This window comes from Aeromonas sp. FDAARGOS 1404 (genome assembly GCF_019047085.1).
Taxonomy (GTDB): Bacteria; Pseudomonadota; Gammaproteobacteria; order Enterobacterales; family Aeromonadaceae; genus Aeromonas; species Aeromonas veronii.
In genome coordinates, this window is the sequence record NZ_CP077237.1 from 1,594,468 (window position 1) to 1,619,659 (window position 25,192).

The window sequence follows — 25,192 nt, forward strand, 5'->3', positions numbered from 1 at the left end:
CGGGCTTTTGTCTCTCTGGCAACAACTCAGGTACGCAGCCGATCGAGCTGACTGGCCAGCGCCGTGGCCGCTTGCTCCAGCGCCTCGCTCAGTTGATGGCTGGAGCTGGCCTCCTGCCCAATCACGTTGGCGGTATCACCAATCCGCATCAAATTCTTGTTGATATCGTCACTGACGGCGCTCTGCTGCTCGGCGGCGGTGGCGACCTGACTGATGTGGTCGTGGATCTGCTGGATCTGGGCCACCACCCGATTGAGCGCCTCGAACGCCTGCTCGGTGCCCTGCACCGTGGTGGTGGAGCGCTCGATGCCGGTATTCATCAGACGCTGACTGCTGCTCACCTCGGTCTGCAGGCTACCAATCAGCTGGCCGATCTCGTCGGTCGATTCACGAGTCTTGTTGGCCAGCGCCCGCACCTCGTCTGCCACCACCGCAAAGCCGCGGCCCATGTCCCCTGCCCGTGCTGCCTCGATGGCGGCGTTGAGGGCCAGCAGATTGGTCTGCTCGGCAATGGCGCGGATCACATCGAGGATCCGGCTGATATTGGTGCTGCGCTGGGCCACCAGCGCCACCGCCTTGTCCGCCTCATGCATATCGCCGACCAGAGTATGGATCTCGTTGCGGGCATTGCTGAGGGTCTGCTGGGCGGTATTGATGTGGTGGGTCGCCGCTTCCGACTCCTGCGCCGCCTGCTCGGCATAACCCGCCACGCTGACTGCCGTGGTGCTCATCTGATGCATGGCGCTTACCACGCTCTCCAGCTCCAGATTCTGCTCGTCCAGACTGTTGCGCATGGTGTCGGCGGTATGTTTCATCTCCCGCGCCTGCTGGTAGACCTGCTGGCCAATCCCCTTGCTCATTTGCACCATGCCCCGCAGCTTGCCGAGGAAGGCATTGAGCTGAGAACCCAGATCGATCAGCTCCTGATGGGTGTCGATCTCCATCTGCTGGGTCAGGTCACCCTCGTTGCTGGAGAGATGACCCACATGGCGGCTGATAAGAGAAAGCGGCGCAGTAATGGTCTGGATAAACCAGACCAGCAGCCCCAGCACCAGCAGGGTGATACCGCCCATGGCGATGATCTGCTGCCGCTGGCCATCCACCAGCAGGGCGCCCAGTTCATTGCTGATGGCGTGCGCCTTGCCGAGCGCCAGCGCCTTGGGCACCTTGATCATCAACCACCACTGGGTATTGGCTGCTTCAACCCGAATGGGCTGATGAAGAATGAAGTCACTGTCGCTGCTGACCGGCCGACCGTCAGGCAGGGTCAGGCCCACCTCCTTGAGTGGACGGCCCAGCTTGTCGGCATAGCGGTTGCTGCCCACAATCAGCCCCATCTTGCTGACCAGGGTCACATCCGCCTTGTTGTCATAGAGGCTCTTGCCAAGGTTTTCAGCCAGTTGCTGGAAGATGGGCAGGTTCATATCCACCCCGGCCAGCCCGACAAACTTGCCGTCACGCAGCACGGGCACCGTCAGACTGGTCATCAGCATCTTGTTGCCCGGGCTGATTTCGTAGAGGTAGGGCTCCATCAGGCAGGGCTGGCGGGTATCGCGACCACAGAGATACCACTCGCTGTTGCGAATGCCGAACTCGTTGAGGGAGGTATCAAACTTGGCCTCACTGGCGGCGGCGTCCACCGCTTGCTGAGCGACTGCCCCTCCCTGATCCTTGGTGAAATAGACCTCCAGACTCCCCTTTCCTGCCACCGAGTGGCTGGCTCCGCCCAGCCAGTTGCCATCTTCGCCATCATAGCCATCCGGTTCAAACTGGGCATAAATGGAGCTGATCCCGCTCGCCTGCTGCAGGCTGCTGCCGAGCAGAGACTCCACTTGGGGTCGCGACAAGCGCAGTTCCGGTTTGGTCATACCGGCTTCAATCTGGGCGGTCACGGTCAGGGGGATCTGATAGGAGTTCTGCATCAGCGAGGCAATCTGGATGGCATAGCGCTCTGCCTGATACTGCAAGCTGCGGGAGACCTCCTCTTCCAGTGCATCGCTGGTCTGGGTCATCACCATGTTGCGAAGGGAACTGAAAGAGGCCGATTGCAGCAGGGTCATGGCCAGCCCGGTCAGCAGAAACAGCCCCATGGTAAGGCACAACAACTTGAACTTGAGGGAACGTTGCTTCATGCGACAACTCCTTATGGCAGAATAACAACGAATTACTTGAGTATATTCGCCCACTTGCGCTTCACCCGATTTGTTGATGGGTTTGTGGCAGGCTTCTGGTTATAATTTTTGCCTTCCCGAGCGTTGATGGAACAGTCGCAATGAGCAATGCACTGAGCAGTGTCCCGCCGGTAGTCGCGATGGACTACCCCTTTCCGGCCAAACCTCTTCCCCTGAGTGCCGAGCAGAGAATGACCTTGACCACAGAAATCAAGGCGCTGCTCAAGGAGCGCAAAGCGGTACTGGTTGCCCACTACTACACGGATCCCGAGATCCAGGCGCTGGCCGAAGCCACCGGCGGTTTCGTCGGTGACTCGCTGGAGATGGCCCGCTTTGGCCGCGATCACGAGGCGCAAACCCTGATCGTCGCCGGGGTGCGCTTTATGGGGGAAACCTCCAAGATCCTGAGCCCCCACAAGCGGGTGCTGATGCCGACTCTGGAGGCCGAATGCTCCCTAGATCTGGGCTGTCCCATCGAACAGTTCTCCGCCTTCTGCGATGCCAATCCCGACCATACCGTGGTGGTCTATGCCAATACCTCGGCTGCGGTCAAAGCACGGGCTGACTGGGTGGTGACCTCCAGCATTGCACTGGAAATCGTCGAACACCTCGACAGTCTGGGTCACAAGATCATCTGGGGCCCGGATCGCCATCTGGGTGCCTATATCGAGAAGAAAACCGGGGCGCAGATGCTGCGCTGGCAGGGCCACTGCATCGTCCACGACGAGTTCAAGGCCCGTGCCCTGCGCGAGCTGAAAGAGCAGAATCCGGACGCCGCCGTGCTGGTTCATCCGGAATCCCCCGCCTCGGTGATCGAGCTGGCCGATGCGGTGGGATCCACCAGTCAGCTGATCAAGGCGGCCAAGGAGCTGCCCCAGCAGAAGCTGATCGTGGCGACCGATCGGGGCATCTTCTACAAGATGCAGCAGGCTTGTCCGGAGAAAGAGATGGTGGAAGCCCCGACCGGTGGCGATGGCGCTACCTGCCGCAGCTGCGCCCACTGCCCCTGGATGGCGATGAACGGTCTGGTGGCGATCAAGGAGGCCCTCACCGATGGTGCCGAACGCCACGAGATCCATGTCGATGAAGCGCTGCGGGTAAAGGCCCTCATTCCGCTCGACCGGATGCTCAATTTCGCCGCCGAACTCAAGCTCAAGACTCAGGGCAACGCCTGATTGCCGCCGTCACGAGATGCAAAGAGGGCTCCCGCGGGAGCCCTCTTTATTTATCTGAACCTAATCCAACTCAGATGATTACGGTGGAGAGGCTGTGCTCTTCATCCGGCGCAACGGTCACCCCAGCGTCGCCGGCAATGGCAGCTTCGACGCAGAGCATGGTGCGATAGCCATCGTCGCTCATGTCGGCCATGGCGGTGGCCCCTTCCAGCCATGGGGTCCAGACCACCACGCTGTCGTGGTTGCCACTGACCACCCGTGTCTCGCGCTCACCATCCTGCACTCTCACCAGCGCCTCTGGCTGCCAGTAGACCCGATCCAGCGGCCCGCTCAGGGTCAATGCCCCCTGCTGCTTGGCATCCTGTCCGGTCAGCTTGTCGGCATAGGGCTCGCCCAGGCCGGTGACACTCACAGCCTCCGGCGCACTGATTTGCAAATAGGTGTGCAGCGCACCGCTATAAGTCAGCGGCTGGCTACCGGTGTTGCGAGTGGTCAGCACCAGCGAAAGCTCTTTGCCCACCAGCACGTCCATTTCCAGCTCGAAGGCGTGATCCCACAGGGCACGGGTCGCATCGCTATCGCGCAGGGAGAGATGAACAAGCGTGCCGTCAGCGTGATCTGAGACCCCGTCCAGCATCCAGAGGGTGGTACGGGCAAAACCGTGGGAGGGCTTGCCGCTACCGACGCGGGCGGGCGCCGGACCAAACCAGGGCCAGCAGATCGGGATACCACCGCGAACAGGCTTGCTGCCATCCAGCACCGCCTTGTCGCTCAGCCAGATGGAGGCTGGCTCGCCATGACGCTGATAGCTCAGCACATGGGCGCCAAACAGGCTGATTTCTGCCTTGGCATAGTCGTTGTTGATGGTGAGAACCGGCAGACCGGCCGCATTGTTGGCAAGCTTGCAATTGGCTGTCAGGGGACGAATGGATTGCATGTGGACTCCTGTCATCAGGGGAAACCGAAAAACAAAAAGGCGGCCAATGGCCGCCTTTTTCAAGCTACGCGATTGCGCATCCCAAATTACTTGGAGATGTGAGCGATCAGGTCCAGAACTTTGCTGGAGTAGCCCATTTCGTTGTCGTACCAGGATACAACTTTAACGAATTTGTCGTTCAGCTGGATACCAGCCTTGGCGTCGAATACGGAGGTCTGACGCTCACCCAGGAAGTCGGTAGATACAACTTCGTCTTCGGTGTAGCCCAGAACGCCTTTCATAGCGCCTTCGGAAGCAGCTTTCATCGCTTCGCAGATTTCTGCGTAGGTGGCAGCTTTCTTCAGGTTAACGGTCAGGTCAACAACAGACACGTCCGGAGTCGGAACACGGAAAGCCATACCGGTCAGCAGGCCTTTCAGTTCCGGAATAACTACGCCAACAGCTTTGGCAGCACCGGTAGAGGACGGGATGATGTTCTGAGCCGCACCGCGGCCACCGCGCCAGTCTTTGGCAGACGGACCATCAACGGTCTTCTGGGTAGCAGTGGTAGCGTGAACGGTGGTCATCAGGCCAGACTCGATACCGAAGGTATCGTTCAGAACCTTGGCGATCGGTGCCAGGCAGTTGGTGGTGCAGGAAGCGTTGGAAACGATGTCCTGGCCAGCGTAGGTAGAGTCGTTAACACCCATTACGAACATCGGGGTAGCGTCTTTGGACGGGCCAGTCAGAACAACTTTCTTGGCACCAGCAGCGATGTGCTTGCGAGCAGTCTCGTCGGTCAGGAACAGACCGGTAGCTTCAGCAACAACGTCAACACCGATTTCGCCCCACTTCAGGTTGGCCGGGTCACGCTCAGCGGTAACACGTACGGTTTTGCCGTTTACAACCAGGTTGCCGTCTTTAACTTCAACGGTACCGTTGAAACGACCGTGAGTTGAATCGTACTTCAGCATGTAAGCCATGTAGTCAACATCGATCAGGTCGTTGATACCAACAACTTCGATGTCTGCACGCTCGCAAGCCAGACGGAATACGAAACGACCGATACGGCCAAAACCGTTAATACCTACTTTGATAGTCATATTTAGTTACCTAACTGTTCAGTAGTCAAAGAAAATTCCGCTTGTAAATTTACTAGAACTCTCCGGTGAGTCAACCAACATTCTGTCTGAAATTGCGCTATATCATGAAAAACTGTGAAATTAATTTTCTGTTTATGTAACTGATTACCACGTTTTGACGAAAAAAGTGCCAGATCGTGGCATCGCGCAGATATCAACAATAGTGCCTACTCGGTCACACAACCATTCACAGAGATATGTAAAAATGTGCGCGGTTTAGCATGGCCCATAGAGCCACTGTTCAAGTACCACCCCATAAAAATCAAACAAAATAGTATAGATAGAATCCACAGCGGGAATTCTCAAACTATGACCACCCTGATTGAACAGCTGGCTGCCGCAAAAGGTATCGCCAGCGAGTATGTCGATGCCTGGGGCCACCCGGCCCAGGTATCAGAAGAGAGCAAGGCCGCCATGCTGGGCGCCATGGGCTACCGCGTCGATGACGAGGCCGCACTGGTGCAGCAGCTGGAAGAGGAGCATCGCCAGCACTGGCTGCGGGCGCTGGATCCTGTGATGGTGGTTCGCACCGGCGACGCCGTTACCCTTGAGGTTCGCCTCCCCATCGAATTCGTCAACGACGCCCTCACCTGGCAGCTTCATCAGGAGCAGGGTGCTGTGCTGTCCGGTCAATTCACCCCCATCGAGGGTGAGCTGGTCGGCGTGGCCGAATTTGAAGAGATGGAGTGCCAGGCCTATCGCGTCACGCTGGAGATGGCCCCGGAGCTGGGTTATCACCAGCTGGTGTTGCTGGAAGAGGGCAATGACGAACCGCTGGCCACCATGCGCCTCATCGTCGCCCCCAAGGCCTGCTACAAACAGGCGCCGATTGCCGATGGCCGCAAGGTATGGGGTCCGAGCGTGCAGCTCTACTGCCTGCGCAGCCGCCACAACTGGGGTATCGGTGATTTCAGCGATCTGGGCCAGCTGGTCGAGAAAGCGGCCGCCTGGGGTGCCCACTTCGTCGGCCTCAACCCTATCCACGCCCTCTATCCGGCCAATCCCGAGAGCGCCAGTCCCTACAGCCCCTCTTCCCGTCGCTGGCTCAACGTGGCCTATATCAATGTGGAAGCGGTGCCCGAATTCCAGCAGAGCGATCGCCTGAAGGCGGAAGTGGCAAGCCCTGCCTTTCAGCAACATCTGGCCGATCTGCGCGCCAAGGAGAACGTCGATTACACCGGCGTGATCCAGACCAAACTCGGCATGCTGCGTCAGGTGTTCGACGAAGCCAGCCTTGGCGCCGAGCGTCAGGCCGCCTTTGATGCCTTCGTGGCCGCCGGTGGCGACAGCCTGCAACAGCAGGCAGCATTTGATGCCCTGCAGGCCCACTTCTATGCCAAAGGCGAAAATGCCTGGGGCTGGCCGGTATGGCCGCAGGAGCTGCGCGATTACCACAACCCTGCCGTTGCCGCCTGGATGGCCGCGCACCCGCAAGATGTCAACTTCTACCTCTATCTGCAGTTCCTGGCCGACGAGCAGCTGGCGCAAGCCGATGCCCGTGCCAAGGCTGCCGGCATGGTGATGGGTATCTACCGGGATCTGGCGGTGGGCGTCTCCGAAGGCTCCACCGAGATCTGGGCCAACCAGGATCTCTACTGCCCGAAAGCTTCGGTCGGTGCGCCGCCCGATATCCTCGGCCCGCTAGGTCAGAACTGGGGCCTGCCCCCGATGAACCCGAACAAGCTGTTTGAAGCGGCCTATCAGCCGATGGTGGACTTGTTCCGTGCCAACATGCGCTCCTGTGGCGCACTGCGTATCGACCACGTGATGGCCTTGCTGCGCCTGTGGTGGGTACCGCCCGGAGCGTCCGCCGCCAAGGGCGCCTACATCTACTATCCGGTCAACGATCTGCTGGGCATTCTGGCCCTCGAATCCCACCGCAATCAGTGCCTGCTGATCGGCGAGGATCTGGGCACCGTGCCGGAGGGGATCGACGTGACCCTGAAAGAGAACGGCGTCCACTCCTACAAGGTGTTCTTCTTCGAGCGCTCCAAGGAAGATGGCGGCTTTATCTCCCCGGCGCACTACACAGAGCAGGCGATGTCGGCCCTGACCACCCACGACATGCCGACCCTCAAGGGCTTCTGGCACTGCGATGATCTGGCGCTCGGCCGCCAACTGGGTCTGTATCCGGATGAAGATGTTTTGAAGACTCTGTATGCTGATCGTCACCAGGCCAAACAGCGGATCCTCGACAGCCTGCATGCCCACAAGGTCATCTCTGACAACATCAGTCATGACGTGAACTGGGTCGGCATGAACACCGAACTCAACCACGGTCTGCAGATCCACATGTCCCGCGGCAGCTGCGCCCTGTTCAGTACCCAGCTGGAAGACTGGCTGGAGATGGACAAGCCGGTCAACGTACCGGGCACCAGTTACGAATACCCCAACTGGCGCCGCAAGCTCTCCGCTGATCTGGAAGATATTTTTGCCAATGAGGCACTCAAGGCACTGGCTGGCAAGATGAGCCAAGCCCGTGATGAGGCCAGTCGTTGAGACGCTGTCTCCCACAGCGCTCTCACCTAAATCCACTCCGGCTTCGGCCGGAGTGGATGCTCTGTCATGAAAGGAAATCTCGATGCTCGTTGAACGTTTGGTTGCTGCCCGCTGTTCCGATCCCTTCTCTCACTTAGGCCTGCAGGCCAATCCGGATGGGCCCGGCCTCAAACTGACCGCCTGGTTGCCTGATGCCCTCGAAGTCCGCGTCAAGGATCTCAAGTCGGGCAAAGTCGTTGCCACCCTGGCGCCCACCGATGAATCGGGTCTTTTTGAAACTGTTTTCACCCGCCGCAAAAACTCCTTCCCCTATCAGCTGATCGCCAGCTACCAAGATGCCACCACCGAGGTCATCGACCCCTATCAGTTTCAGGATGCCGCTTGGGCAGGCCTGGCCGAACTGACCGCCCAGCCGGAAAACCTCTACCACACCCTTGGCGCCCAGTTGCGCACCGTGGAGCATCTTGGCCAGCAGGTGGAAGGGGTACGTTTTGCGGTCTATGCGCCGAGCGCCACCGCCGTGAGCCTCATCGGCGATTTCAACTTCTGGGATGGCCGCCGCCATCCGATGCAGCGCAGCCTCTGCGGTCACTGGGTGCTGTTTGTGCCGGGCCTCAAGGCCGGGGATCGCTACAAGTTTGAGCTCAAAGACCCCATGGGCAACCGGCTGCCCCACAAGAGCGATCCGGTCGGCTTTTACTGCGAGCAGTATCCGTCGTTCGCCTCCGTGGTCTATGACCACGCCCAGTACCAGTGGCAGGATGCCGAGTGGATTGCCAGCCAGCACAACGACAAACGCGAGCAGCCGCTCTCCATCTATGAGCTGCACGTCGGCTCCTGGAAACGCCACCCCAACGGCGACAGCCTGAGCTGGCGTGAACTGGCAGTGGAGCTGGTCGCCTACGTCAAGGAGATGGAGTACACCCACATCGAGCTGCTGCCTGTCTCCGAGCACCCCTTCAGCGGCTCCTGGGGCTACCAGCCGGTGGGCATGTTCTCCCCCACCAGCCGCTACGGCACCGCTGATGATTTCAAATACTTCGTCGATCAGTGCCACCAGGCCGGGATCGGCATCATTCTGGACTGGGTGCCCGCCCACTTCCCGTCCGATGCCCACGGACTGGCCCGTTTCGACGGCACCCCGCTCTACGAATATGAAGATCCGCGCCGTGGCTGGCACCCGGACTGGAACTCCTACATCTACGACTTCGGCCGCGACACAGTGCGCCAGTTCCTGGTGGCAAGCGCCCTGTTCTGGCTCGACAAGTTCCACATCGACGGCCTGCGGGTGGATGCGGTCGCCTCCATGCTCTATCTGGATTACTCCCGCAACGCCGGTGAATGGGTACCGAACGTCGATGGCGGCAACCACAACTACGAGGCGATCAGCCTGCTCAAGTGGACCAACGAGGAGGTCTACGGCAAGTATCCCCACGCCATGACCATAGCCGAAGAGTCCACCGCCTTTGCCGGTGTCTCCCGCCCCACCTTCCTCGGCGGCCTCGGATTTGGCTTCAAGTGGAATATGGGCTGGATGCACGACACTCTCACCTATATGCAGAAAGAACCGATCCATCGCCGCTACCACCACAACGACATGACCTTCTCCATGGTTTACCACTATGACGAGAACTTCATCCTGTCGCTCTCCCACGACGAGGTGGTGCACGGCAAGCACTCCATGCTCTACAAGATGCCGGGCGACGAGTGGCAGCAAGCCGCCAACCTGCGGGCCTACATGGGCTTCATGTACGCCCACCCGGGCAAGAAGCTCAATTTCATGGGCACCGAAATCGCCCAGAGCAACGAGTGGAACCACGACGCCCAACTGCCGTGGCATCTGCTGCAATATCCCAAGCATGCCGGTCAGCAGCGGCTGATCCACGATCTCAACCACCTCTACCGTCATGAGCCTGCCTTGTATCAGGCCGATTATGAGCAGACCGGCTTCCGCTGGCTGGATCACAACGATGCCGACAACAGCATCTTTGCCTGGCTGCGGGCGGACAAAGAGGGCAAGCAGACTATTGTGGTGGCTTGCAACTTCACCCCGGTGCCCCGTCTCGAATATCGGATCGGCGTCCCTGCGGCGGGCCACTATCGGGTGGTGCTCAACACCGACAGCGAGTATTACTGGGGTAGTAACTATGATGTAGGTCTGGTGTTCGCTGCCGAACCGACCCCCTGGCAGGGGATGGCACACAGCATAGTGCTGGATCTGCCGCCGCTGGCGACCTTGTTTATCAAACAGGAGTCTTGATGCTTGTAATGGAAAAAGGGGTGGGCCACCCGCTGGGGGCCCGCCTTGACGAGAACGGTTGCCACTTCTGCGTCTGGGCCCCCCAGTCGGATAAGGTGGAGATCTGCCTGTACGACGAGCAGGAGCAGGAGCTGATGCGGCTGGAGTTGCCCGGCCGCCGTGGCCAGTATCGCTTTGGCTACGTGCGCGGCGTAAAGGCCGGTCAGCGCTACGGCTATCGGGTCTATGGCACCCCGCAGGAGGGGATGCTGTTCGATCCGCAAAAACTGCTGATCGACCCCTACGCCAGGGCGCTCAGTCGTCCCACCTACTGGGATGAAGCCCTCTATCAGGGTGACAGCGCCGGGATGATTGCCAAGTCGGTGGTAGTGGATGACAGTTTTGACTGGCAAGGGGTTGGCAAACCCGGGATCAGCCCGGCCCGCACCATTATCTACGAGACCCACGTCAAGGGCTTTACCAAGCAGCACCCGGGGATCCCCAAAGCGCTGCAGGGCACCTACCTTGGCATCTGTCACCCGCTGGTTATCGAGCATATGAAGAGTCTCGGCATCACCTCGGTGCAGCTGATGCCGGTGGCCGCCTTCATGTCGGAACCGCGACTGGAGCAGCTGGGACTGACCAACTACTGGGGCTACAACCCCATCGCCTTCTTCGCCCCCGAGCCGCGCTACAGCACCAGGGCGGACGAGGCGGTGACCGAGTTCAAGACCATGGTACGCGAGCTGCACCGGGCCGGACTCGAGGTGATCCTGGATGTGGTCTACAACCACACTGCCGCCTCGGGCTTCGACGGCCCTACCCTCTCGTTCAAGGGCTTTGACAACGCCGGTTACTACGCCTTCGAAGCAGGCCCCCACGGCCCGGACTACACCCGTCACGCCAACGTGACTGGCTGCGGCAACAGCGTCAATCTGGATCATCCCAACACCCTGCGGCTGGTGCTCGATGCCCTGCGTTACTGGGTCACCGAGATGCAGGTGGATGGCTTCCGTTTCGATCTGGCGGTGACGCTGGCGCGGGAAGCGGGGGAGTTCGAGCCCATGGGCGCCTTCTTCAAAGCCGTGATGGCCGACCCAGTGCTGTCACAGGTCAAGCTCATCGCCGAACCCTGGGATATCGGCCCCTTCGGCTACCGGCTGGGTCAGTTCCCGAGCCAGTGGCAGGAGATCAATGACCGCTATCGCGACACGGTGCGCGCCTTCTGGCGCGGTGATGCGGGCAAGATGGGGGACTTTGCCACCCGCTTGGTGGGGTCGCGGGATATCTTCCCGAAGAACTGGCGAGCGCCCCACACCAGCGTCAACTACCTCTGCTATCACGACGGTTTCACTCTGGAGGATCTGGTCTCCTACAACCAGCGCCACAATCAGGCCAATGGTGAGGACAATCGCGATGGCCACGGCAACAACCTCTCCTATAACCACGGGGTAGAGGGACCAACCCTGGATCCGCGGGTCAACAGCCTGCGCCAGCAGCAGAAACGCAATCTGATTGCCACCCTGCTGCTCTCCCAAGGCACTCCCCACTTCCTCGCCGGGGACGAGATGGGCCGCAGCCAGCTTGGCAACAACAACGCCTACTGTCAGGACAACCAGATCAGCTGGGTCAACTGGCAGTGGCGACCGGAGGATGAACGGCTGTTCGCCTTCACCCAGCAGATGATGGCGCTGCGGGCGGAGTCGTGTGTCTTCTCCAACCTGCAACTGAGCGACGACAGCTGGAATGGCGCACCGTCCAGCTGCCATCAGGTCAACTGGTATCACCCGGACGGCCACCAGCTCACCGATCAGGATTGGCACGCCCCCATGGGGCAGGCGTTCGCCATGGATATCGGCATGATCAACTGTGTCGGCGAGCGCTGGTACGTGCTGTTCAACGCCAGCGACTACGATATCCAGTTCCGCCTGCCGCCGCCGGGGGAAGGGCTGGAGTGGATCCAGACCATCGACACCGCCACCAACGATGGCCTCCCCTTCCTGCCGGATGACATCAAACGGCAGGTGGCGGTCGGCCGGGCCCACTCCCTCAAACTGCTGGAACGGGTAGCGTTGGCCAGCACGGCGGAGGATGCCCAGCCACCGCAGCAGGAAATTCTCCCTGCATCCGGTGAGGAGATGGTTGCCACCTCGATCACAGATACAGGCAAAGCATAAGAGGCATGCTGGAGTCAGCTTTACGGAGCCGTTATGCTGGGCTCCGGTATGGATGGCAAGGAGTCGGTATGAGCAGTAACAATCCGGAACAGTGGCGCAGCAAACTGACCCCCGAGCAGTTTCACGTCTGCTGGGAGAAGGGCACAGAGCGCCCCTACAGCGGCGCCCTGCTCCACAATCGCAAGAGCGGCGACTACCTCTGTGTCTGCTGCAAGAGCGTGCTGTTTCACTCAGGAGCCAAGTTTGATTCCGGCTGCGGCTGGCCCTCGTTCGACAAGGCCATCGAGGGGACGGTGGAGTACACCGAGGACAACAGCCACGGCATGAAGCGGGTGGAGATCACCTGCCGCCAGTGCGGCTCTCACCTTGGTCACGTCTTCCCCGATGGACCGACCGAGACTGGCCAGCGCTACTGCGTCAACAGCCTGAGTCTGGATTTCGATCCCGACGCTTAAGCGGCTTACCCATTGCAATAAAAACGGCGCCTCCGTTATGGAGGCGCCGTTTTTTTTATCGGGATTTCAACGCATTCACGCCAGCAGGATGGCGGCCATCACCAGCAGTGCAGCGATGGCCGGCACCGGCAACTTCACCACCCGCAGCAGATAAAAGCCTATGGCCGCCAGCGCCAGATCGGTCGGCGCCAGCACCGCGTTCTGCCACACCGGCTGATAGAGGGCCGCCAGCAACAAGCCCACTACGGCGGCGTTGATACCAGTGACGGCCCCCGCCAGACGGGGCCGGGCCAGCCACTGTTGCCAGCAGGGGCCCACCGCCCAGAGCAGCAGAAAGCCGGGCGCAAAGAGCGCCAGGGTCGCCAACAGGGCCCCGATCATCGGCATCTCGGGCTGCAGCTGGGCGCCAAGATAGGTGGCAAGGGTAAACATGGGGCCCGGCACCAACTGGGCCAGGCTGTAACCGGTCAGAAACTGCTGCTCGTTGAGAGTGTGGCCCACGCTCTCTTGCAGCAGCGGCAGCACCACATGGCCACCACCAAACACCAGACTACCGGCGCGATAGAAGTCAGCAACCAGTTGACCAAGTGGACTACCGAGCAGCGGCAGGCCGATAAAAAGGATGCCAAACAGCAGCAGGGTCAGCCAATGAGGCTGACTGCTGGCGGCAGAAGGCAGCTCGGCGGAGGCTGGCACACTACCCGCCCCGCGTTGGCTGCGGGCGCAGATCAGCGCCGCTCCAGCCAGCATCAACAGTTGAGTCATCAGACCGGGCTGCCACCAGAGTGCTGCAGCGGTCACCACCATAATCCCTTGGGTCATTCCCGTGGCACAGAACTGACGACTCATGGTGAGCACCGCATCGGCCACCACGATAAGCGCCAGCAGTTTAAGGCCATGCAAGGCAGCATCGAGCCACAGATTGCTGCCCAGCTGACCGATACCGATCGCAGCCGCCAGTAGCAGAAGAAATGAGGGCAGCGTGAAGCCAACAAAAGCAGATAGCGCCCCGCCCAGACCGGCGCGATGACGACCGATGGCGAAACCAAGCTGGCTGGAGGCGGGCCCCGGCAGCAGTTGGCACAGCGCCAGCAAGCGGGCAAATTCGGCCTGTGTCAGCCAGCCGAGCCGCTGGACGAAGGTACGCTGGAAATAGCCGATATGAGCGGCCGGACCACCAAAGCTGATGCATCCCAGCCATAAAAACTGAATAAATACCTGCCCCACGATCTTCCCCCTCATCCCTCTTCTCCCGATAGAGAGGAGATATTATGACAGCGCGATGATCGTTTTATGACAATCAGGCTGATTCGGCCGACACCATGGGCACATCACCCGGCAGATAGCAGCGTCCCGCCAGCCAGCAAGCGATGGATTGGCGGCTAGCGTCGAAATGGGGCTCGGGCAACTCGCGCGGATCGCACCAGACCCAGCCTTCGCACTTCTCCGGCTCCAGCAGCTGCGGCTCACCATCGGCCCGGGCGTGCAGCGTCACCGAGACATAGTGCAGCCCGCTCTCGCGCCAGGTCTCCAGATTGTTGGTCACCGCCACCACCTCGGGCCCGTGGATCTCAAGTCCGGTCTCCTCGGCCACCTCGCGGATCGCCGCCGACTCGAAGCTCTCCCCCAACTCCAGATGACCACCCGGGATCGACCAGTAGGGGGCATGGCTCCCTTTGCGCTTGCCAAGCAGCACCTGGCCTTGGGCGTTGGTCAGGATGACGCCAACCCCGACGCGGGGATAGAGAGTGGACATGAAAACGCTCCTTCAATCAGGCAGTAAAACGGCCCCACCTTAGGCCCAAGGAGGGCACAGGGCAAGCCCCGGCTGCACGGCACCTGCGCCTGTCGGTGGCCCCTCCCCTTGCCCCTTAACCGGTTATCACTGATGCTGGGGAGTGAAGCCCGGATGGAGAGGTCATCCCAATCCTCTCGGTCCCCCATTACCCCGAGGAGTCCGCCATGAAAAAATTGCTCCCCCTGTGCGCCCTGCTGCTCACGGCTTGCCAAACCACGCCGCCCCCCAACTCGCTCGCCATCGATGATGCCGACGCCTGGCAGGCCATTTGCAAAGATGGCACCCGGGTTCGCGCCGTGGTGGCAGAGGGGATCTGTGGGGATCATCGCGGGGTAGCCATGTGGACGAATAAGCCAAGAGCGGAACGAATGGCAGAAGAAGCCGCCAAATAGTGTGATCCAGGCACCATAAAATGACACTGCCGGCCAATTGGCCGGATTTTTTCGCGATCTCGCCAGCACTTTGCCACCTTGTTCATGGTGCGCTCAGTTTTCTGTTCCCATACTGGCCCTACAGTTCCAAAAGAGGAGAGACAAGATGCAAACATCCATCGTCGGGCTCTCCATTCTGTGGGGGCTAGCCAGTTTTGGTGTTCAGGGGGATTTCATCGAGAGCCGTGATTCCGTTGCGCCATCCTGGCAAGCCGAGTCCAGAGTGGAGATGGAAGGTTATCTGATTGAATCGCTTGGCGAAGATCGCTGGCTGTTCGACAACGGCAGCGAGAGCCTGCTGGTATCCCTGCCCGAGGGGCAGTGGGTGCCGACCGGCGAGCGGCTGCGGGTCAGCGGCGAACCGCAGCAGGAGCAGAGCGGCTGGCTGCTGCAGGTGGAAGACATCAGCCAGGTCAGCGTCTGACCACCGCAGTCGCCCCGTCACCGCGACAGCTAATCCAGACCGATAACCACTACCGAATAACCAAGAGCGAATAGCACAAGAGGAGGCCACTGGCCTCCTCTTTCTGTTTCTATAAGCGGTTTGCGCAGCCTCAACCCAGATGGTTGAGCGGCAGCGCCGTCTTGTGCTTGATGCGGCGCAGCACGAAGCTGGAGCGCACACCGGTCACCCCCGGAATATGGGTCAGCTTGTCCAGCAGGAAGTGCTGGTAGTGCTCCATGTCGCGCACCACTACCTTGAGCTGGTAGTCGGCATCATTGCCGGTGATGAGGTCACACTCCAGCACTTCCGGCAGTTCGCTGATGGCACGATCGAAATTCTCGAACCGCTCGGGCGTGTGTCTGTCCATGGAAATGTGAATGTAGGCGGTGAGGGTGAGGCCAAGCTGGCGGGCGTTGAGCAGAGTAACGTGGGTGTCGATGAGGCCGGCATCCTCCAGCGCCTTGACCCGGCGTGAGCAGGGGGACGGGGAGAGCCCCACCAGCTCGGCCAGTTCGAGATTGCTGATGCGGCCATTCTCCTGCATCAGCTCCAGAATGTGTCTGTCTATGCGATCCAGTTTCAGCATTACCCCTTCCTCGTTGCAATGACTAATCCACTTTTCCTAGGTTAAGGGTGAACTATTGCAAAAACAACCGAAATAAGTGGCTACTTTGCAACCACTCACTGGCACGGGAGGGATACTATGGTTACATCTTCCGGTGGCAAGACAGATACCTGACCGGGTCTCTGTGGCGAAGGACCTTACCGGGTCAAGAGCCCCATCAGCCGTCTCACCTTATCGGGTAACGACGGGCTGGAACGAGAGCATCCACTCCCCCGAAGGCAACAAAGCAGGCATCCCGGCGCCTGCTTTGTTGTTTTTGGAGGGTTGCCAACGGCGCTATCAGAGCGCGGTCGGCGTGATGCGATAGAGGCAGCGGTGCGCGCCATCCAGCAGATACTGCTCCCGCTCCACCGTCGCCGGTGCCAGCAGCTGGCGAAACAGCGCCAGCTCGCTGCGACAAAAACCGCGGCAGCTGCGCGCCGCCGCACAGATGGGGCAGTGACTCTCCCACAGCAGCCAGCTGCCATCCTCCTCACGGCGGATCTCCGCCATATAGCCTTCGCGGCTGCGCAGCTCCCTGAGCGCCTCCAGCCGACCGGACAACCCCTTGTTGCCCAGCGTCTGCTGATAGCGCGCCAGCATCTGCTGCTCCCGCTGCAGGATCAGCCGCTCCATCCCCTCCTCGCCAAACAGCTCGCGCACGTTGTCGATCAACTGCACGGTCAGGTCGCTATGGGTATCGGGAAAGCGCTGCCAGGCCTGCTCGGTGAGCTGCCACAGCCGCACGGGACGACCGCGCCCCCGCGCCTCGTCGCTGAATGTGACCCACCCCTCCTGCTCCAGTGCGAGCAGGTGCTGGCGGGCGCCCATGGAGGTCATCTGCAACTGCTCCCCCAGCGCGGCGGCGCTCTGCGGGCCATGGCTCTTGAGCAGAAACAGGATCTTGTCGGTGCTTGCGTTCATGACCCCATTATGGGGAGCCCCCTTTATTAAATCAACAATTCACTTTACTTAATGCCGATTATCACCCAGCATAAATAAACTAATGACTTTATTTAATAGGTGCAACATGGCGAAACAACGGCACAAAAACCCCCTCTGGGTGCTGGTGATGACGGTCACGCTGGCGGTCGCCGGCTTCAGCCTCCCCTCCCCGGTATTGGCCCCCTTGCTGCTGGATCCGGCGCAGGGGATGCTGACGCCGGAAGCCTCCGACTGGAGCCGCAAGGTGTGGCTGGGGGTCATCATGGGGCTCTATCCCCTGTTCCAGCTGGTGGGCAGCCCCTGGCTCGGGCGGCTCTCCGACCGCTACGGCCGCAAGCCACTGCTGCTGCTCTCGCTGGCTGGCGTGCTGACCGGCTATGCCCTGATGGCGCTTGGCATCGCCTGGCGCTCCCTCCCCCTGCTGCTGCTCAGCCGGGTGGTGGAGGGGCTGTGCAACGGCAACATCGCCATCGTGCAGGCGATGGCGGCGGATCTCGCCGGCAAGGAGCACAAGGCGCGCAGCTTCGCCTGGATCAACATCGGCATGAACCTGGGCTGGGTAGTGGGGCCGATGATCGGAGGCTACGCCGCGGTGATCTCGGGGGATTACAGTCTGGCCGCCTGGCTGGCGGTAGGAATGACCCTGCTCAACCTGCTGCTGGTGTACTGGTTGATCCCCTATCGTCCTCCGGTGGCGGCCACCCGGCAGGCCCCGACCCTCTCCAGCCGCCAGCTGTTGTTGCAACCGGCCCTGCTCCCCTACTTCGCCCTCACCCTGATCAGCTATGGCGCCGTGCAGCTCTATTTCACCTACTTCAATATCTGGCTGGTGGAGCGGCTGTCCTGGGATCCGGCCCAGCTGGCGCAGGCGGCGGTGCTGGTGAGCCTGCCCATGATGGCGGGCTCCTGGCTCGGCTCCCGCATCGCCCGCCACTGGCGCGGCAGCTCCCTCGGCATTGTCGGCCATCTGGTGATGGCGAGCGGCATGCTGCTCTTTATCCTACCCGTGCACTGGTGGGGACTGGCACTCACCTTCGTTCCGGCTGGCATAGGCATGAGTCTGGGGGAGCTAGCCACCTCGGTGGCGATCTCCAACCGCAGTCACCCGGAGCAGCAGGGGCAGGCGATGGGGCTCTACCGCGCCCTCGCCGTAGGCAGCGAGATCCTGGCGGTGCTGCTCGGCAGTCTGGTGCTGCTGGCCGGTACCGAGTGGCCCTTCTATCTCGCCACCCTCTGCTCCCTTGCCAGTGCCGCTGGTTTCTATCTGCTACGCCGCCGTGCCGACCGTCGTCAACAGCTGGCCAGCTGCACCTGAGCCACGAAGGGATCACAGTTCGGTGCTTCGGCCGCGGGCAAGACTTGCATCGGGGCGCCGGGTCTGGGACGGTAAGGCTCTTTGCGGATTTGTTCGATGCTGGAGGAGCTATGAGTGAGTACAAGGCCATCGCGCTCGATATGGATGGCACCCTGCTGACCCGGGATCACAAGATCTCGTCGGCCACCCGGGCAGCCCTGGCGCAGGCCCGCGCCCACGGCATCAAGGTGCTGCTGGTCACGGGGCGCCACTACATGACGGCGCGTCCCTTCCACCACGAGCTGGCCCTCGACACCCCCCTCATCTGCAGCAACGGCGCCTATCTCTATGATCCGGTGCAGAACCGGATCCTACGTGGCGACCCGCTGGCGGTCGCCCCGCTTACCGAGCTGCTGGCCGCGGTCGAGGCGCAGCAGATGGGCGCCCTGTTCCACCTGAGCGAGGGCATTGGCTACATCGGCTGTGAAGAGCATGTCACCCGCATCCGCCACTGGTCGGCCAATCAGCCGGACCACCTCAAGATCGCCCTCCACCCGGTCGAGGAGCTGGCAGGCTGGCTCGACAACCCGGTCTGGAAGCTGGAGCTGTTCAATCAGGATCCGGCATGCCTGCACACCTTTATGGGCGAGGTGGTCGAGCAGATGCCCTTTACCCGTGACTGGGCGGCCCCCTATGCGGTGGAGCTGGTACAGCCCGGTTGCAGCAAGGGCAACCGGCTGGCCCAGTGGGCAGCCAGCGAAGGGATTGCGATGGAGCAGGTGGTGGCGTTTGGGGACAACAACAACGACATCAGCATGTTCGAGCAGGTGGGGCTGGCAGTGGCCATGGGCAATGCGGCCCCGCAGATCCAGAGCCATGCCCATCGGGTCACGGCCGACCACAACGAAGATGGTATCGCACTGGCGCTGCAGCGCTGGGTACTGCCCTGATCTGACAAGATGCAACATGGCCAGCACGCGGGCTGGCCATGAAGAGAGGGATTAACCGCCGAAGGAGAACTGGATCACCCGATCCGGATAGCGCAGACGGTTGTACTCCCGGCGCAGGGATTCGTAGTGGCGAATGGCCCGATCGCGCTTGGCGCGGTAATAGTCACGCTGTTCCGTGTTGGTTTCGTTGCGGATGCTGCGCTCCAGCGTATCGATATCCCGCTCGGTACGCTCCAGCTCGTCGCTGATCTCCCGCAGGCGAGCAGCCAGTTTGTACTCTTCGTAGCCACGCTGATATTGCTTGAGGAAGCTGGCGTCATTGGGGCATACCCCCAGATAAGCCTGCCCCTCCTTGCCCTTGCTGTAAGCCAGCTCGGGAATGCAGTAGAGCTCCAGCCCCTTGTCGTAGCCCCGTTTCCACTCGGCTTCATCCACTTTGAGGCCATATTCGCTGCAAGACGAAACGTAATCGCGGGTCGCCTGACGGGTTTTGCCTTCCGATCCATCCTGATAACCCAGGTTGTACCAACTCATGGTACGGCACTCATCTTCTGACAGGGCACTGCATCCCGCCAGCAATACCGGCAGGGTCAGCAACAGGATTTTGGGGGACATGAACAGACTCCGGAAAAGATAGTGACCGGCATTCTAGAGAGGATAAAAGGCCATAACAAGGGATGCGCTCCCGTGCGGTCTGGCGCGGTTTATTTGATGTTTTTGTCACTATTCAACGCCATGCCAGACGGGCGGCCAACCCGCTTTCCTTGTTATCAGGCGCAAGGTAAACTGCGCCACCTTTTAACTGGCGCGCAACAAAAACAATGAAAGTCCTGACCGTCGATTACCGCTCACCCGATGCGGCCCAACGCTTCACCGAATCCCTGCGAACCACCGGCTTTGGCGTGTTGACCAACCACCCCATTCCGAAAGAGCTGGTGCAGTCCATCTACGACAACTGGTATCGTTTCTTCATGAGCGAGCAGAAGCAGGATTTCCTGTTCAACCGCGAGACCCAGGATGGCTACTTCCCACCCTCGGTCTCCGAGGTGGCCAAGGGCCATAGCCAGAAAGACATCAAGGAGTACTTCCACATCTACCCCTGGGGCCAGATGCCGGAAGAGCTGAAGGAGCAGGCAATGGAGTACTACCGTCTCGCCAACGGTCTGGCCGCCGAGCTGCTGGGCTGGGTGGAGCAGTACACCCCGGCCGATATCGCCGCTCACTACAGCTGCCCCCTCTCCTCGATGATCGAAGAGAGCCAGAAGACCCTGCTGCGGGTGCTGCACTACCCGCCGTTCGATGGCACCGAGGAGCCGGGCGCCATCCGCGCCGCCGCCCACGAGGATATCAACCTGCTCACCATCCTGCCCGCCGCCAACGAGCCGGGGCTTCAGGTGAAGGGCTCCGACGGCGAGTGGATGGATGTGCCGTGCGACTTTGGCACCCTCATCATCAACATCGGTGACATGCTGCAGGAGGCCTCTCGCGGCTACTACCCCTCCACCACTCACCGCGTCATCAACCCGACCGGTGGCAGCGCCGCCAAGTCACGCATCTCCCTGCCGCTGTTCCTCCACCCGCGCCCGGATGTAGTGCTCTCCGAGCGCCATACCGCCCACAGCTACCTGATGGAGCGGCTGCGCGAGCTGGGCGTCATCTGACCAGCCCTGCCAGTCTGGCATCAATCCAAAACCGGAGCAAAAATGCTCCGGTTTTTATTTGTTGGCACAATCGCGCAAATAAGCGAATTTTATTAGGCAATCGTGCCAATAAATCGTATTTAAGGCTGGCAAGCTGCGTAGTGATTGCGGACCCCTTTCCGTAATATGAGCGCCATTCTGGCCCAGCCATGGGCCCTCGATTGGAGTTCAAATGATGCAGTCCCAATGGTCCTCCCGCCTCGGCTATATTCTCGCTGCCGCCGGCTCCGCCGTCGGTATCGGCGCAATCTGGAAGTTTCCCTACGTCACTGCCGTCAACGGCGGTGGTGCCTTTTTGCTGGTCTTTCTGCTGTTCAGCTTCACCCTGGGGGTTGCGGTACTGATGGGGGAAACCCTGCTCGGCAGCATGAGTCGCCGCGGGGTAGTCGGAGCCTTCTCCGATCTGCTCGGCAAACAGTGGCGCTGGGTTGGGGTAATGGGGGTGATCTCTACCCTGCTCATCTACTGCTTCTACAGCGTGGTGGGCGGCTGGACGCTCGGTTATACCGGCATGGCCATCTCCGGTCAGCTCAATCATGGGGATGCGGCGGCCCTCACCGCCCGCTTCAATGACTATGTCAGCGGCGACGTCTGGCCCATTCTCACACATCTGCTGTTTGCCGCCCTCACCTGGATGGTGGTACAAGGCGGCATTCAGAAAGGGGTGGAGCGCACCCTGCGCTGGATGATGCCAGCCCTGTTCCTGATGATCCTGATGCTGGTCGCCTTTGGCCTCACCCTGCCCAATGCGATGGCGGGAGTACGTCACTTCCTGATGCCCGACTTCAGCAAGCTGGGGATGTCTGGCGTGCTCGATGCCATGGGGCTGGCCTTCTTCTCCCTCTCCATCGGTCTGGGCATTCACACCACCTACGGCGCCTATCTGCCGACCAGCAAAGGGGTTGGTCGCTCCAGCCTCTGGGTGGTGCTGCTGGCCAGCATGGTGGCGGTACTGGCGGGGCTGATGATTTTCCCGGTGCTGGCCTCGACCGGTATCGACCCAGCCTCCGGCCCCGGTCTCACCTTTATGACCATGCCGGCGGTATTTCAGCTGCTGCCCTTCGGTCAGCTGCTTGAGGTGATCTTCTTCGCCCTGCTGGTCTTTGCGGCGCTCTCCTCGGCCATTTCCCTGCTGGAGCATTTGCAGTGCTTCCTGTGCGAGACCTGGGGTTGGTCACGCCGCACGGCCTGCAGCGCCATCACAGGATTCGTCATGGTTAGCGGTGTTCCGGTCAGCCTGTCGTTTGGCCCGCTGCAACACGCCACCCTGTTTGGCAAAACCATTTTCGAGTTGCTGGACTTTGTCACCTCCAACCTGATGATGCCGCTGTTCGGCCTGATGCTGACACTGCTGCTGGGCTGGAAACTGGGACGCAAGGCACTACCGCAGGGGATTGCCAGCCACTGGCATCACTTGCTGATGAACTGCTGGCGCTGGATTGCCCCCTTGCTGATCGGCGGGATCTTGATTCGCGGTCTGGTGTGACGGTTACTCTTCGCGGGTGGGCTCATCGGCCCGCCCCTGTGCGGCTCTGACGGCCTCCAGGGCATGCTGCCAGCGGGTGATCTCGGCATCATCCGTTCCCTTGGAGAAGACGATATAGAGACCGGCCTGATGGAGCAGCACGCCACTGCTGACGATGCTGCGCCGGGATAACCCCATCTTGTCGAGGGTGGCCTCCATCACCAGCTCCGCCATCGGCAAAGCATCGATCTTGCCCAGCATCAGCCGCTCTATCGCCTCCCCGACCGTCTTGTAGCGCACCAGATTGGTGTAGCCCTCATGGGTCAGCCGCACATCATCGGCATTGCCCAGCACGACCCCCACTCTGGGCAGATCCCGCAGCTGCGCCAGCGAGGTCAGCGGGTGGCGACTATCCGGCGCCTGATAGATAAAGACCCGATTGATAAAGAGCGGGCCAACCCATTTGAAATGGGACTCCCGTTCCGGGAGCCGCTGTACCACGAACAGTCCATAGCCGGGCTCGACCCGTGCCAGCGCCAGCGCCCGCTTGAGCGGGTAAATCCGCACCGGATAGCGGGTGCCAAGCTCCTCCTGCACCTCATCGATCAGGCGAATGGCAAATCCGTCGAGCTTGCCGTCGCGGTATTCGGTAAAGGGGGGTAAGTCGTGACTCAGCAGGGTTAATCCGGGCTGCGCCGACACACTCAGGCTGATCAGTAACCAGGGCAACACCATCCATCTCATACGACATCCTGTCTCATCGTTGTTCCCGTCAGCGCCATGTAGCAGTCACTAGTTCCAGAAGAAGCTACGTCGATTATCGCCCAGTAAATAGCCGCAAGGTAGAAAAGATACGGCCCTGCGAGGTTCTCCCCCATTGAGCTGTACGTATAGTCAGAGTGATGACAGCGGCACACATAAAAAATTTTTGATTTTATGTGTCAATTATTCTTTCCATGGTTTAGGCTGTTCCCTCATTCATTGGTCAGGTTGCCACCTCATGTCTGCCATCCTCGTGCTGTTTGGTCGATTTTTTAGCTCGCAAGAGAGGTGACCTTGCACGCACAGTTTTTCTGAATGTTCATTGCAAAGGTCGCCTCAGGCGGCCTTTTTTATGGTCTGTCGTTTATTGCTACTCAGGAGTATTGCTTCGATGTCGTGTTACCCGGAGGTTGTATGAGCCAGGTTCAGTGGTCTTCCCGTCTCGGTCATGTGCTGGCCGCAGCAGGCACTGCGATTGGCCTTGGTGCCATCTGGAAGTTTCCCTATGTGACCGCCACCAATGGCGGTGGCGCTTTTCTGCTGGTGTTTCTGCTGTTCAGCTTCACCCTGGGGGTAGCGGTACAGGTCGGCGAAACCCTGCTCGGCAGCCATAGCCAGCGCGGGGTGCTCGGCGCCTTTCGCAAACTGGTGGGGCCGAACTGGCGCTGGATGGGGTATATGGGGATCGCCTGCGGCTTCTTTATCTACAGCTTCTACAGCGTGGTAGGCGGCTGGACCGTGGGTTACGCCGCGCTGGCGATGGCTGGCAAGCTCAACCTGAGCGAAGGAAGCGCCCTCACCGCCCTGTTCAACGGCTATGTCAGCAACCCCTGGTGGCCGGTGCTGACCCATCTGATCTTCGCGGGCCTGACCTGGTGGTTCGTGCAGGGGGGTATTCAGAAAGGGGTGGAGCGGGCACTGCGCTGGATGATGCCGGCGCTGTTCATCATGATGCTGCTGCTGGTGGGGGTTGGCCTCTCCATGCCGGGCTCCATGGCGGGTGTGCGCCAGCTGCTGCTGCCGGACTTCTCCATGCTGACCGGCCAGAGCGTGCTGGACGCGCTGGGGCTGGCCTTCTTCTCCCTCTCCATCGGGCTCGGGGTACACACTACCTATGGCGCCTACCTGCCCAATAGCGAAGGGGTGCTGCGCTCCGGGGTCTGGGTGGTCACACTGGCAAGCCTTATCTCGGTGCTGGCGGGCTTGATGATCTTCCCGGCGCTGGCCTCCACCGGCATCGATCCCACCGCGGGCCCAGGGCTCACCTTTATGACCATGCCTGCCGTGTTCAGTCATCTGCCGTTCGGTCAGGGGCTGGGGGTGGTTTTCTTCCTGTTGCTGCTGGTCGCCGCTCTCTCCTCCTCCATCTCCATGCTGGAGCATCTGGTGCGCTTCACTACCGAGGAGTGGGGTTGGTCGCGTCGTGGCGCCTGCAGGGTACTGACTCTGCTCATCATGGCCTCCGGCATTCCGGTGAGCCTGTCGTTCGGCCCATGGAGCGATCTGACCCTGTTTGGCAAGACCATCTTCGAGTTGCTCGACTATCTCACCTCCAACCTGATGATGCCGCTGTTTGGTCTGGTACTGACCCTGCTGCTGGGCTGGCGCCTGGGTGATGCCATATTGCCTGCGGGCCTGTCACCCGCCCTGCGTCTGGCGCTGCTCTGGTGCTGGCGCGTGGTGGCGCCGCTGCTGATCAGCGGGATCCTGATCCGCGGGATCATGTAACACCTTGCGCATCCGTGCGGGCAGGCCTTGGCCTGCCCTTTTTATTGCTGGCGTTTGCTTTAACAGGCGTTCATATGAGCAGCATCACGATGGACAGGAGTGAAGTCAGTGGACGTCGAACAATCTCGGAAGAGCAGGATCGAAGAAGGATCGGAGTGGCAGAGTGGCACAATAAGAGGTGGTGCTTGGCTCGCCACAACGGCAACAGAAGAAGCTGGAGTACTGAATTTCAGGCAAAAAAAATCCCCATCTGAATGGGGACTTTCTCTGCAACCGCAGCTGATATCTCAGCTTCG

Annotated in this window: 21 protein-coding genes; 12 read left to right on the forward strand and 9 right to left on the reverse strand. The window is 60.6% G+C overall.

What is annotated here, in order from left to right:
• Positions 1-26: 26 nt before the first annotated feature.
• Complete coding sequence (locus I6L34_RS07265; protein ID WP_216956356.1) at positions 27-2,132, reverse strand: methyl-accepting chemotaxis protein; 2,106 nt, start codon at positions 2,130-2,132, stop codon at positions 27-29.
• A 140-nt stretch (positions 2,133-2,272) separates the two neighbouring features.
• On the opposite strand from I6L34_RS07265, the gene nadA reads away from it, so the two are divergent.
• Positions 2,273-3,346, forward strand: coding sequence for a quinolinate synthase NadA (nadA, locus tag I6L34_RS07270; RefSeq protein WP_167574208.1), 1,074 nt, complete (start codon positions 2,273-2,275; stop codon positions 3,344-3,346).
• A gap of 70 nt (positions 3,347-3,416) precedes the next feature.
• Here nadA and I6L34_RS07275 read toward each other — a convergent pair whose 3' ends face one another.
• Together I6L34_RS07275 and gap are read right to left on the reverse strand one after the other, a co-directional pair.
• Positions 3,417-4,283: a D-hexose-6-phosphate mutarotase gene (locus I6L34_RS07275; RefSeq protein WP_216956359.1), complete on the reverse strand. Its 867-nt coding sequence runs from the start codon at positions 4,281-4,283 to the stop codon at positions 3,417-3,419.
• 86 nt (positions 4,284-4,369) lie between these two features.
• A complete protein-coding gene (gene gap / locus I6L34_RS07280; protein ID WP_005335708.1) occupies positions 4,370-5,365 on the reverse strand; it encodes a type I glyceraldehyde-3-phosphate dehydrogenase in 996 nt (331 codons plus the stop codon).
• 348 nt (positions 5,366-5,713) lie between these two features.
• On the opposite strand from gap, the gene malQ reads away from it, so the two are divergent.
• The 4 genes from malQ to msrB all read left to right on the forward strand — a co-directional run bounded on the left by malQ (position 5,714) and on the right by msrB (position 12,774).
• The gene (gene malQ, locus I6L34_RS07285; RefSeq protein WP_075114627.1) at positions 5,714-7,903 is read left to right on the forward strand and encodes a 4-alpha-glucanotransferase; all 2,190 of its coding nucleotides are present in this window, start codon (positions 5,714-5,716) and stop codon (positions 7,901-7,903) included.
• A gap of 82 nt (positions 7,904-7,985) precedes the next feature.
• Positions 7,986-10,163, forward strand: coding sequence for a 1,4-alpha-glucan branching protein GlgB (glgB, locus tag I6L34_RS07290; protein ID WP_058059677.1), 2,178 nt, complete (start codon positions 7,986-7,988; stop codon positions 10,161-10,163).
• Entirely contained in the window at positions 10,163-12,319 is a 2,157-nt protein-coding gene (gene glgX / locus I6L34_RS07295; protein ID WP_058056596.1) for a glycogen debranching protein GlgX, read from the forward strand. Before glgB ends, glgX begins: the two co-directional genes overlap by 1 nt.
• A 68-nt stretch (positions 12,320-12,387) precedes the next feature.
• Positions 12,388-12,774, forward strand: a complete 387-nt coding sequence (gene msrB, locus I6L34_RS07300; protein ID WP_005354730.1) for a peptide-methionine (R)-S-oxide reductase MsrB — start codon at positions 12,388-12,390, stop codon at positions 12,772-12,774.
• A gap of 75 nt (positions 12,775-12,849) precedes the next feature.
• Here msrB and chrA read toward each other — a convergent pair whose 3' ends face one another.
• A complete protein-coding gene (gene chrA / locus I6L34_RS07305; protein WP_128815817.1) occupies positions 12,850-14,001 on the reverse strand; it encodes a chromate efflux transporter in 1,152 nt (383 codons plus the stop codon).
• 73 nt (positions 14,002-14,074) lie between these two features.
• Positions 14,075-14,530, reverse strand: a complete 456-nt coding sequence (locus I6L34_RS07310; RefSeq protein ID WP_216956362.1) for an NUDIX hydrolase — start codon at positions 14,528-14,530, stop codon at positions 14,075-14,077.
• Positions 14,531-14,736: 206 nt separating this feature from the next.
• On the opposite strand from I6L34_RS07310, the gene I6L34_RS07315 reads away from it, so the two are divergent.
• Together I6L34_RS07315 and I6L34_RS07320 are read left to right on the forward strand one after the other, a co-directional pair.
• On the forward strand, positions 14,737-14,964 hold the full coding sequence (locus I6L34_RS07315; protein ID WP_005335715.1) for a hypothetical protein: 228 nt from the start codon (positions 14,737-14,739) through the stop codon (positions 14,962-14,964).
• Positions 14,965-15,109: 145 nt separating this feature from the next.
• Positions 15,110-15,427, forward strand: coding sequence for a hypothetical protein (locus I6L34_RS07320; RefSeq protein WP_005343224.1), 318 nt, complete (start codon positions 15,110-15,112; stop codon positions 15,425-15,427).
• Between the two features lie 130 nt (positions 15,428-15,557).
• Here the strand turns inward: I6L34_RS07320 and I6L34_RS07325 are convergent, their stop codons facing one another.
• Both I6L34_RS07325 and I6L34_RS07330 read right to left on the reverse strand, forming a co-directional pair.
• Positions 15,558-16,034: an Lrp/AsnC family transcriptional regulator gene (locus I6L34_RS07325; RefSeq protein WP_005304871.1), complete on the reverse strand. Its 477-nt coding sequence runs from the start codon at positions 16,032-16,034 to the stop codon at positions 15,558-15,560.
• A 318-nt stretch (positions 16,035-16,352) separates the two neighbouring features.
• Complete coding sequence (locus I6L34_RS07330) at positions 16,353-16,976, reverse strand: metalloregulator ArsR/SmtB family transcription factor (RefSeq protein ID WP_041210258.1); 624 nt, start codon at positions 16,974-16,976, stop codon at positions 16,353-16,355.
• Positions 16,977-17,082: 106 nt separating this feature from the next.
• On the opposite strand from I6L34_RS07330, the gene I6L34_RS07335 reads away from it, so the two are divergent.
• Together I6L34_RS07335 and I6L34_RS07340 are read left to right on the forward strand one after the other, a co-directional pair.
• Positions 17,083-18,312, forward strand: a complete 1,230-nt coding sequence (locus I6L34_RS07335) for an MFS transporter (RefSeq protein WP_216956365.1) — start codon at positions 17,083-17,085, stop codon at positions 18,310-18,312.
• A 110-nt stretch (positions 18,313-18,422) separates the two neighbouring features.
• Complete coding sequence (locus I6L34_RS07340) at positions 18,423-19,241, forward strand: Cof-type HAD-IIB family hydrolase (RefSeq protein ID WP_216956369.1); 819 nt, start codon at positions 18,423-18,425, stop codon at positions 19,239-19,241.
• A gap of 51 nt (positions 19,242-19,292) precedes the next feature.
• Here I6L34_RS07340 and I6L34_RS07345 read toward each other — a convergent pair whose 3' ends face one another.
• Positions 19,293-19,856, reverse strand: coding sequence for a DUF2799 domain-containing protein (locus I6L34_RS07345; protein WP_005362971.1), 564 nt, complete (start codon positions 19,854-19,856; stop codon positions 19,293-19,295).
• A 206-nt stretch (positions 19,857-20,062) separates the two neighbouring features.
• On the opposite strand from I6L34_RS07345, the gene I6L34_RS07350 reads away from it, so the two are divergent.
• Together I6L34_RS07350 and I6L34_RS07355 are read left to right on the forward strand one after the other, a co-directional pair.
• Entirely contained in the window at positions 20,063-20,902 is an 840-nt protein-coding gene (locus I6L34_RS07350; protein WP_076492465.1) for an isopenicillin N synthase family oxygenase, read from the forward strand.
• Positions 20,903-21,113: 211 nt separating this feature from the next.
• Entirely contained in the window at positions 21,114-22,427 is a 1,314-nt protein-coding gene (locus tag I6L34_RS07355; RefSeq protein ID WP_058059680.1) for a sodium-dependent transporter, read from the forward strand.
• A gap of 3 nt (positions 22,428-22,430) precedes the next feature.
• Here I6L34_RS07355 and I6L34_RS07360 read toward each other — a convergent pair whose 3' ends face one another.
• Complete coding sequence (locus tag I6L34_RS07360) at positions 22,431-23,150, reverse strand: ABC transporter substrate-binding protein (protein ID WP_058059681.1); 720 nt, start codon at positions 23,148-23,150, stop codon at positions 22,431-22,433.
• A gap of 432 nt (positions 23,151-23,582) precedes the next feature.
• Here I6L34_RS07360 and I6L34_RS07365 point away from each other — a divergent pair, with 432 nt between their 5' ends.
• Positions 23,583-24,896 (forward strand): sodium-dependent transporter, encoded by a 1,314-nt coding sequence (locus I6L34_RS07365; RefSeq protein WP_058056587.1) that lies wholly within the window; start codon positions 23,583-23,585, stop codon positions 24,894-24,896.
• Positions 24,897-25,192 lie beyond the last annotated feature (296 nt).

Bases quoted from the DNA above. Each gene is read 5' to 3' on its own strand.
- I6L34_RS07265 (WP_216956356.1), bottom strand. From the start codon at position 2,132: ATGAAGCAACGTTCCCTCAAGTTCAAGTTGTTGTGCCTTACCATGGGG.
- nadA (WP_167574208.1), top strand. From the start codon at position 2,273: ATGAGCAATGCACTGAGCAGTGTCCCGCCGGTAGTCGCGATGGACTAC.
- I6L34_RS07275 (WP_216956359.1), bottom strand. From the start codon at position 4,283: ATGCAATCCATTCGTCCCCTGACAGCCAATTGCAAGCTTGCCAACAAT.
- gap (WP_005335708.1), bottom strand. From the start codon at position 5,365: ATGACTATCAAAGTAGGTATTAACGGTTTTGGCCGTATCGGTCGTTTC.
- malQ (WP_075114627.1), top strand. From the start codon at position 5,714: ATGACCACCCTGATTGAACAGCTGGCTGCCGCAAAAGGTATCGCCAGC.
- glgB (WP_058059677.1), top strand. From the start codon at position 7,986: ATGCTCGTTGAACGTTTGGTTGCTGCCCGCTGTTCCGATCCCTTCTCT.
- glgX (WP_058056596.1), top strand. From the start codon at position 10,163: ATGCTTGTAATGGAAAAAGGGGTGGGCCACCCGCTGGGGGCCCGCCTT.
- msrB (WP_005354730.1), top strand. From the start codon at position 12,388: ATGAGCAGTAACAATCCGGAACAGTGGCGCAGCAAACTGACCCCCGAG.
- I6L34_RS07310 (WP_216956362.1), bottom strand. From the start codon at position 14,530: ATGTCCACTCTCTATCCCCGCGTCGGGGTTGGCGTCATCCTGACCAAC.
- I6L34_RS07315 (WP_005335715.1), top strand. From the start codon at position 14,737: ATGAAAAAATTGCTCCCCCTGTGCGCCCTGCTGCTCACGGCTTGCCAA.
- I6L34_RS07320 (WP_005343224.1), top strand. From the start codon at position 15,110: ATGCAAACATCCATCGTCGGGCTCTCCATTCTGTGGGGGCTAGCCAGT.
- I6L34_RS07325 (WP_005304871.1), bottom strand. From the start codon at position 16,034: ATGCTGAAACTGGATCGCATAGACAGACACATTCTGGAGCTGATGCAG.
- I6L34_RS07330 (WP_041210258.1), bottom strand. From the start codon at position 16,976: ATGAACGCAAGCACCGACAAGATCCTGTTTCTGCTCAAGAGCCATGGC.
- I6L34_RS07335 (WP_216956365.1), top strand. From the start codon at position 17,083: ATGGCGAAACAACGGCACAAAAACCCCCTCTGGGTGCTGGTGATGACG.
- I6L34_RS07340 (WP_216956369.1), top strand. From the start codon at position 18,423: ATGAGTGAGTACAAGGCCATCGCGCTCGATATGGATGGCACCCTGCTG.
- I6L34_RS07345 (WP_005362971.1), bottom strand. From the start codon at position 19,856: ATGTCCCCCAAAATCCTGTTGCTGACCCTGCCGGTATTGCTGGCGGGA.
- I6L34_RS07350 (WP_076492465.1), top strand. From the start codon at position 20,063: ATGAAAGTCCTGACCGTCGATTACCGCTCACCCGATGCGGCCCAACGC.
- I6L34_RS07355 (WP_058059680.1), top strand. From the start codon at position 21,114: ATGATGCAGTCCCAATGGTCCTCCCGCCTCGGCTATATTCTCGCTGCC.
- I6L34_RS07360 (WP_058059681.1), bottom strand. From the start codon at position 23,150: ATGAGATGGATGGTGTTGCCCTGGTTACTGATCAGCCTGAGTGTGTCG.
- I6L34_RS07365 (WP_058056587.1), top strand. From the start codon at position 23,583: ATGAGCCAGGTTCAGTGGTCTTCCCGTCTCGGTCATGTGCTGGCCGCA.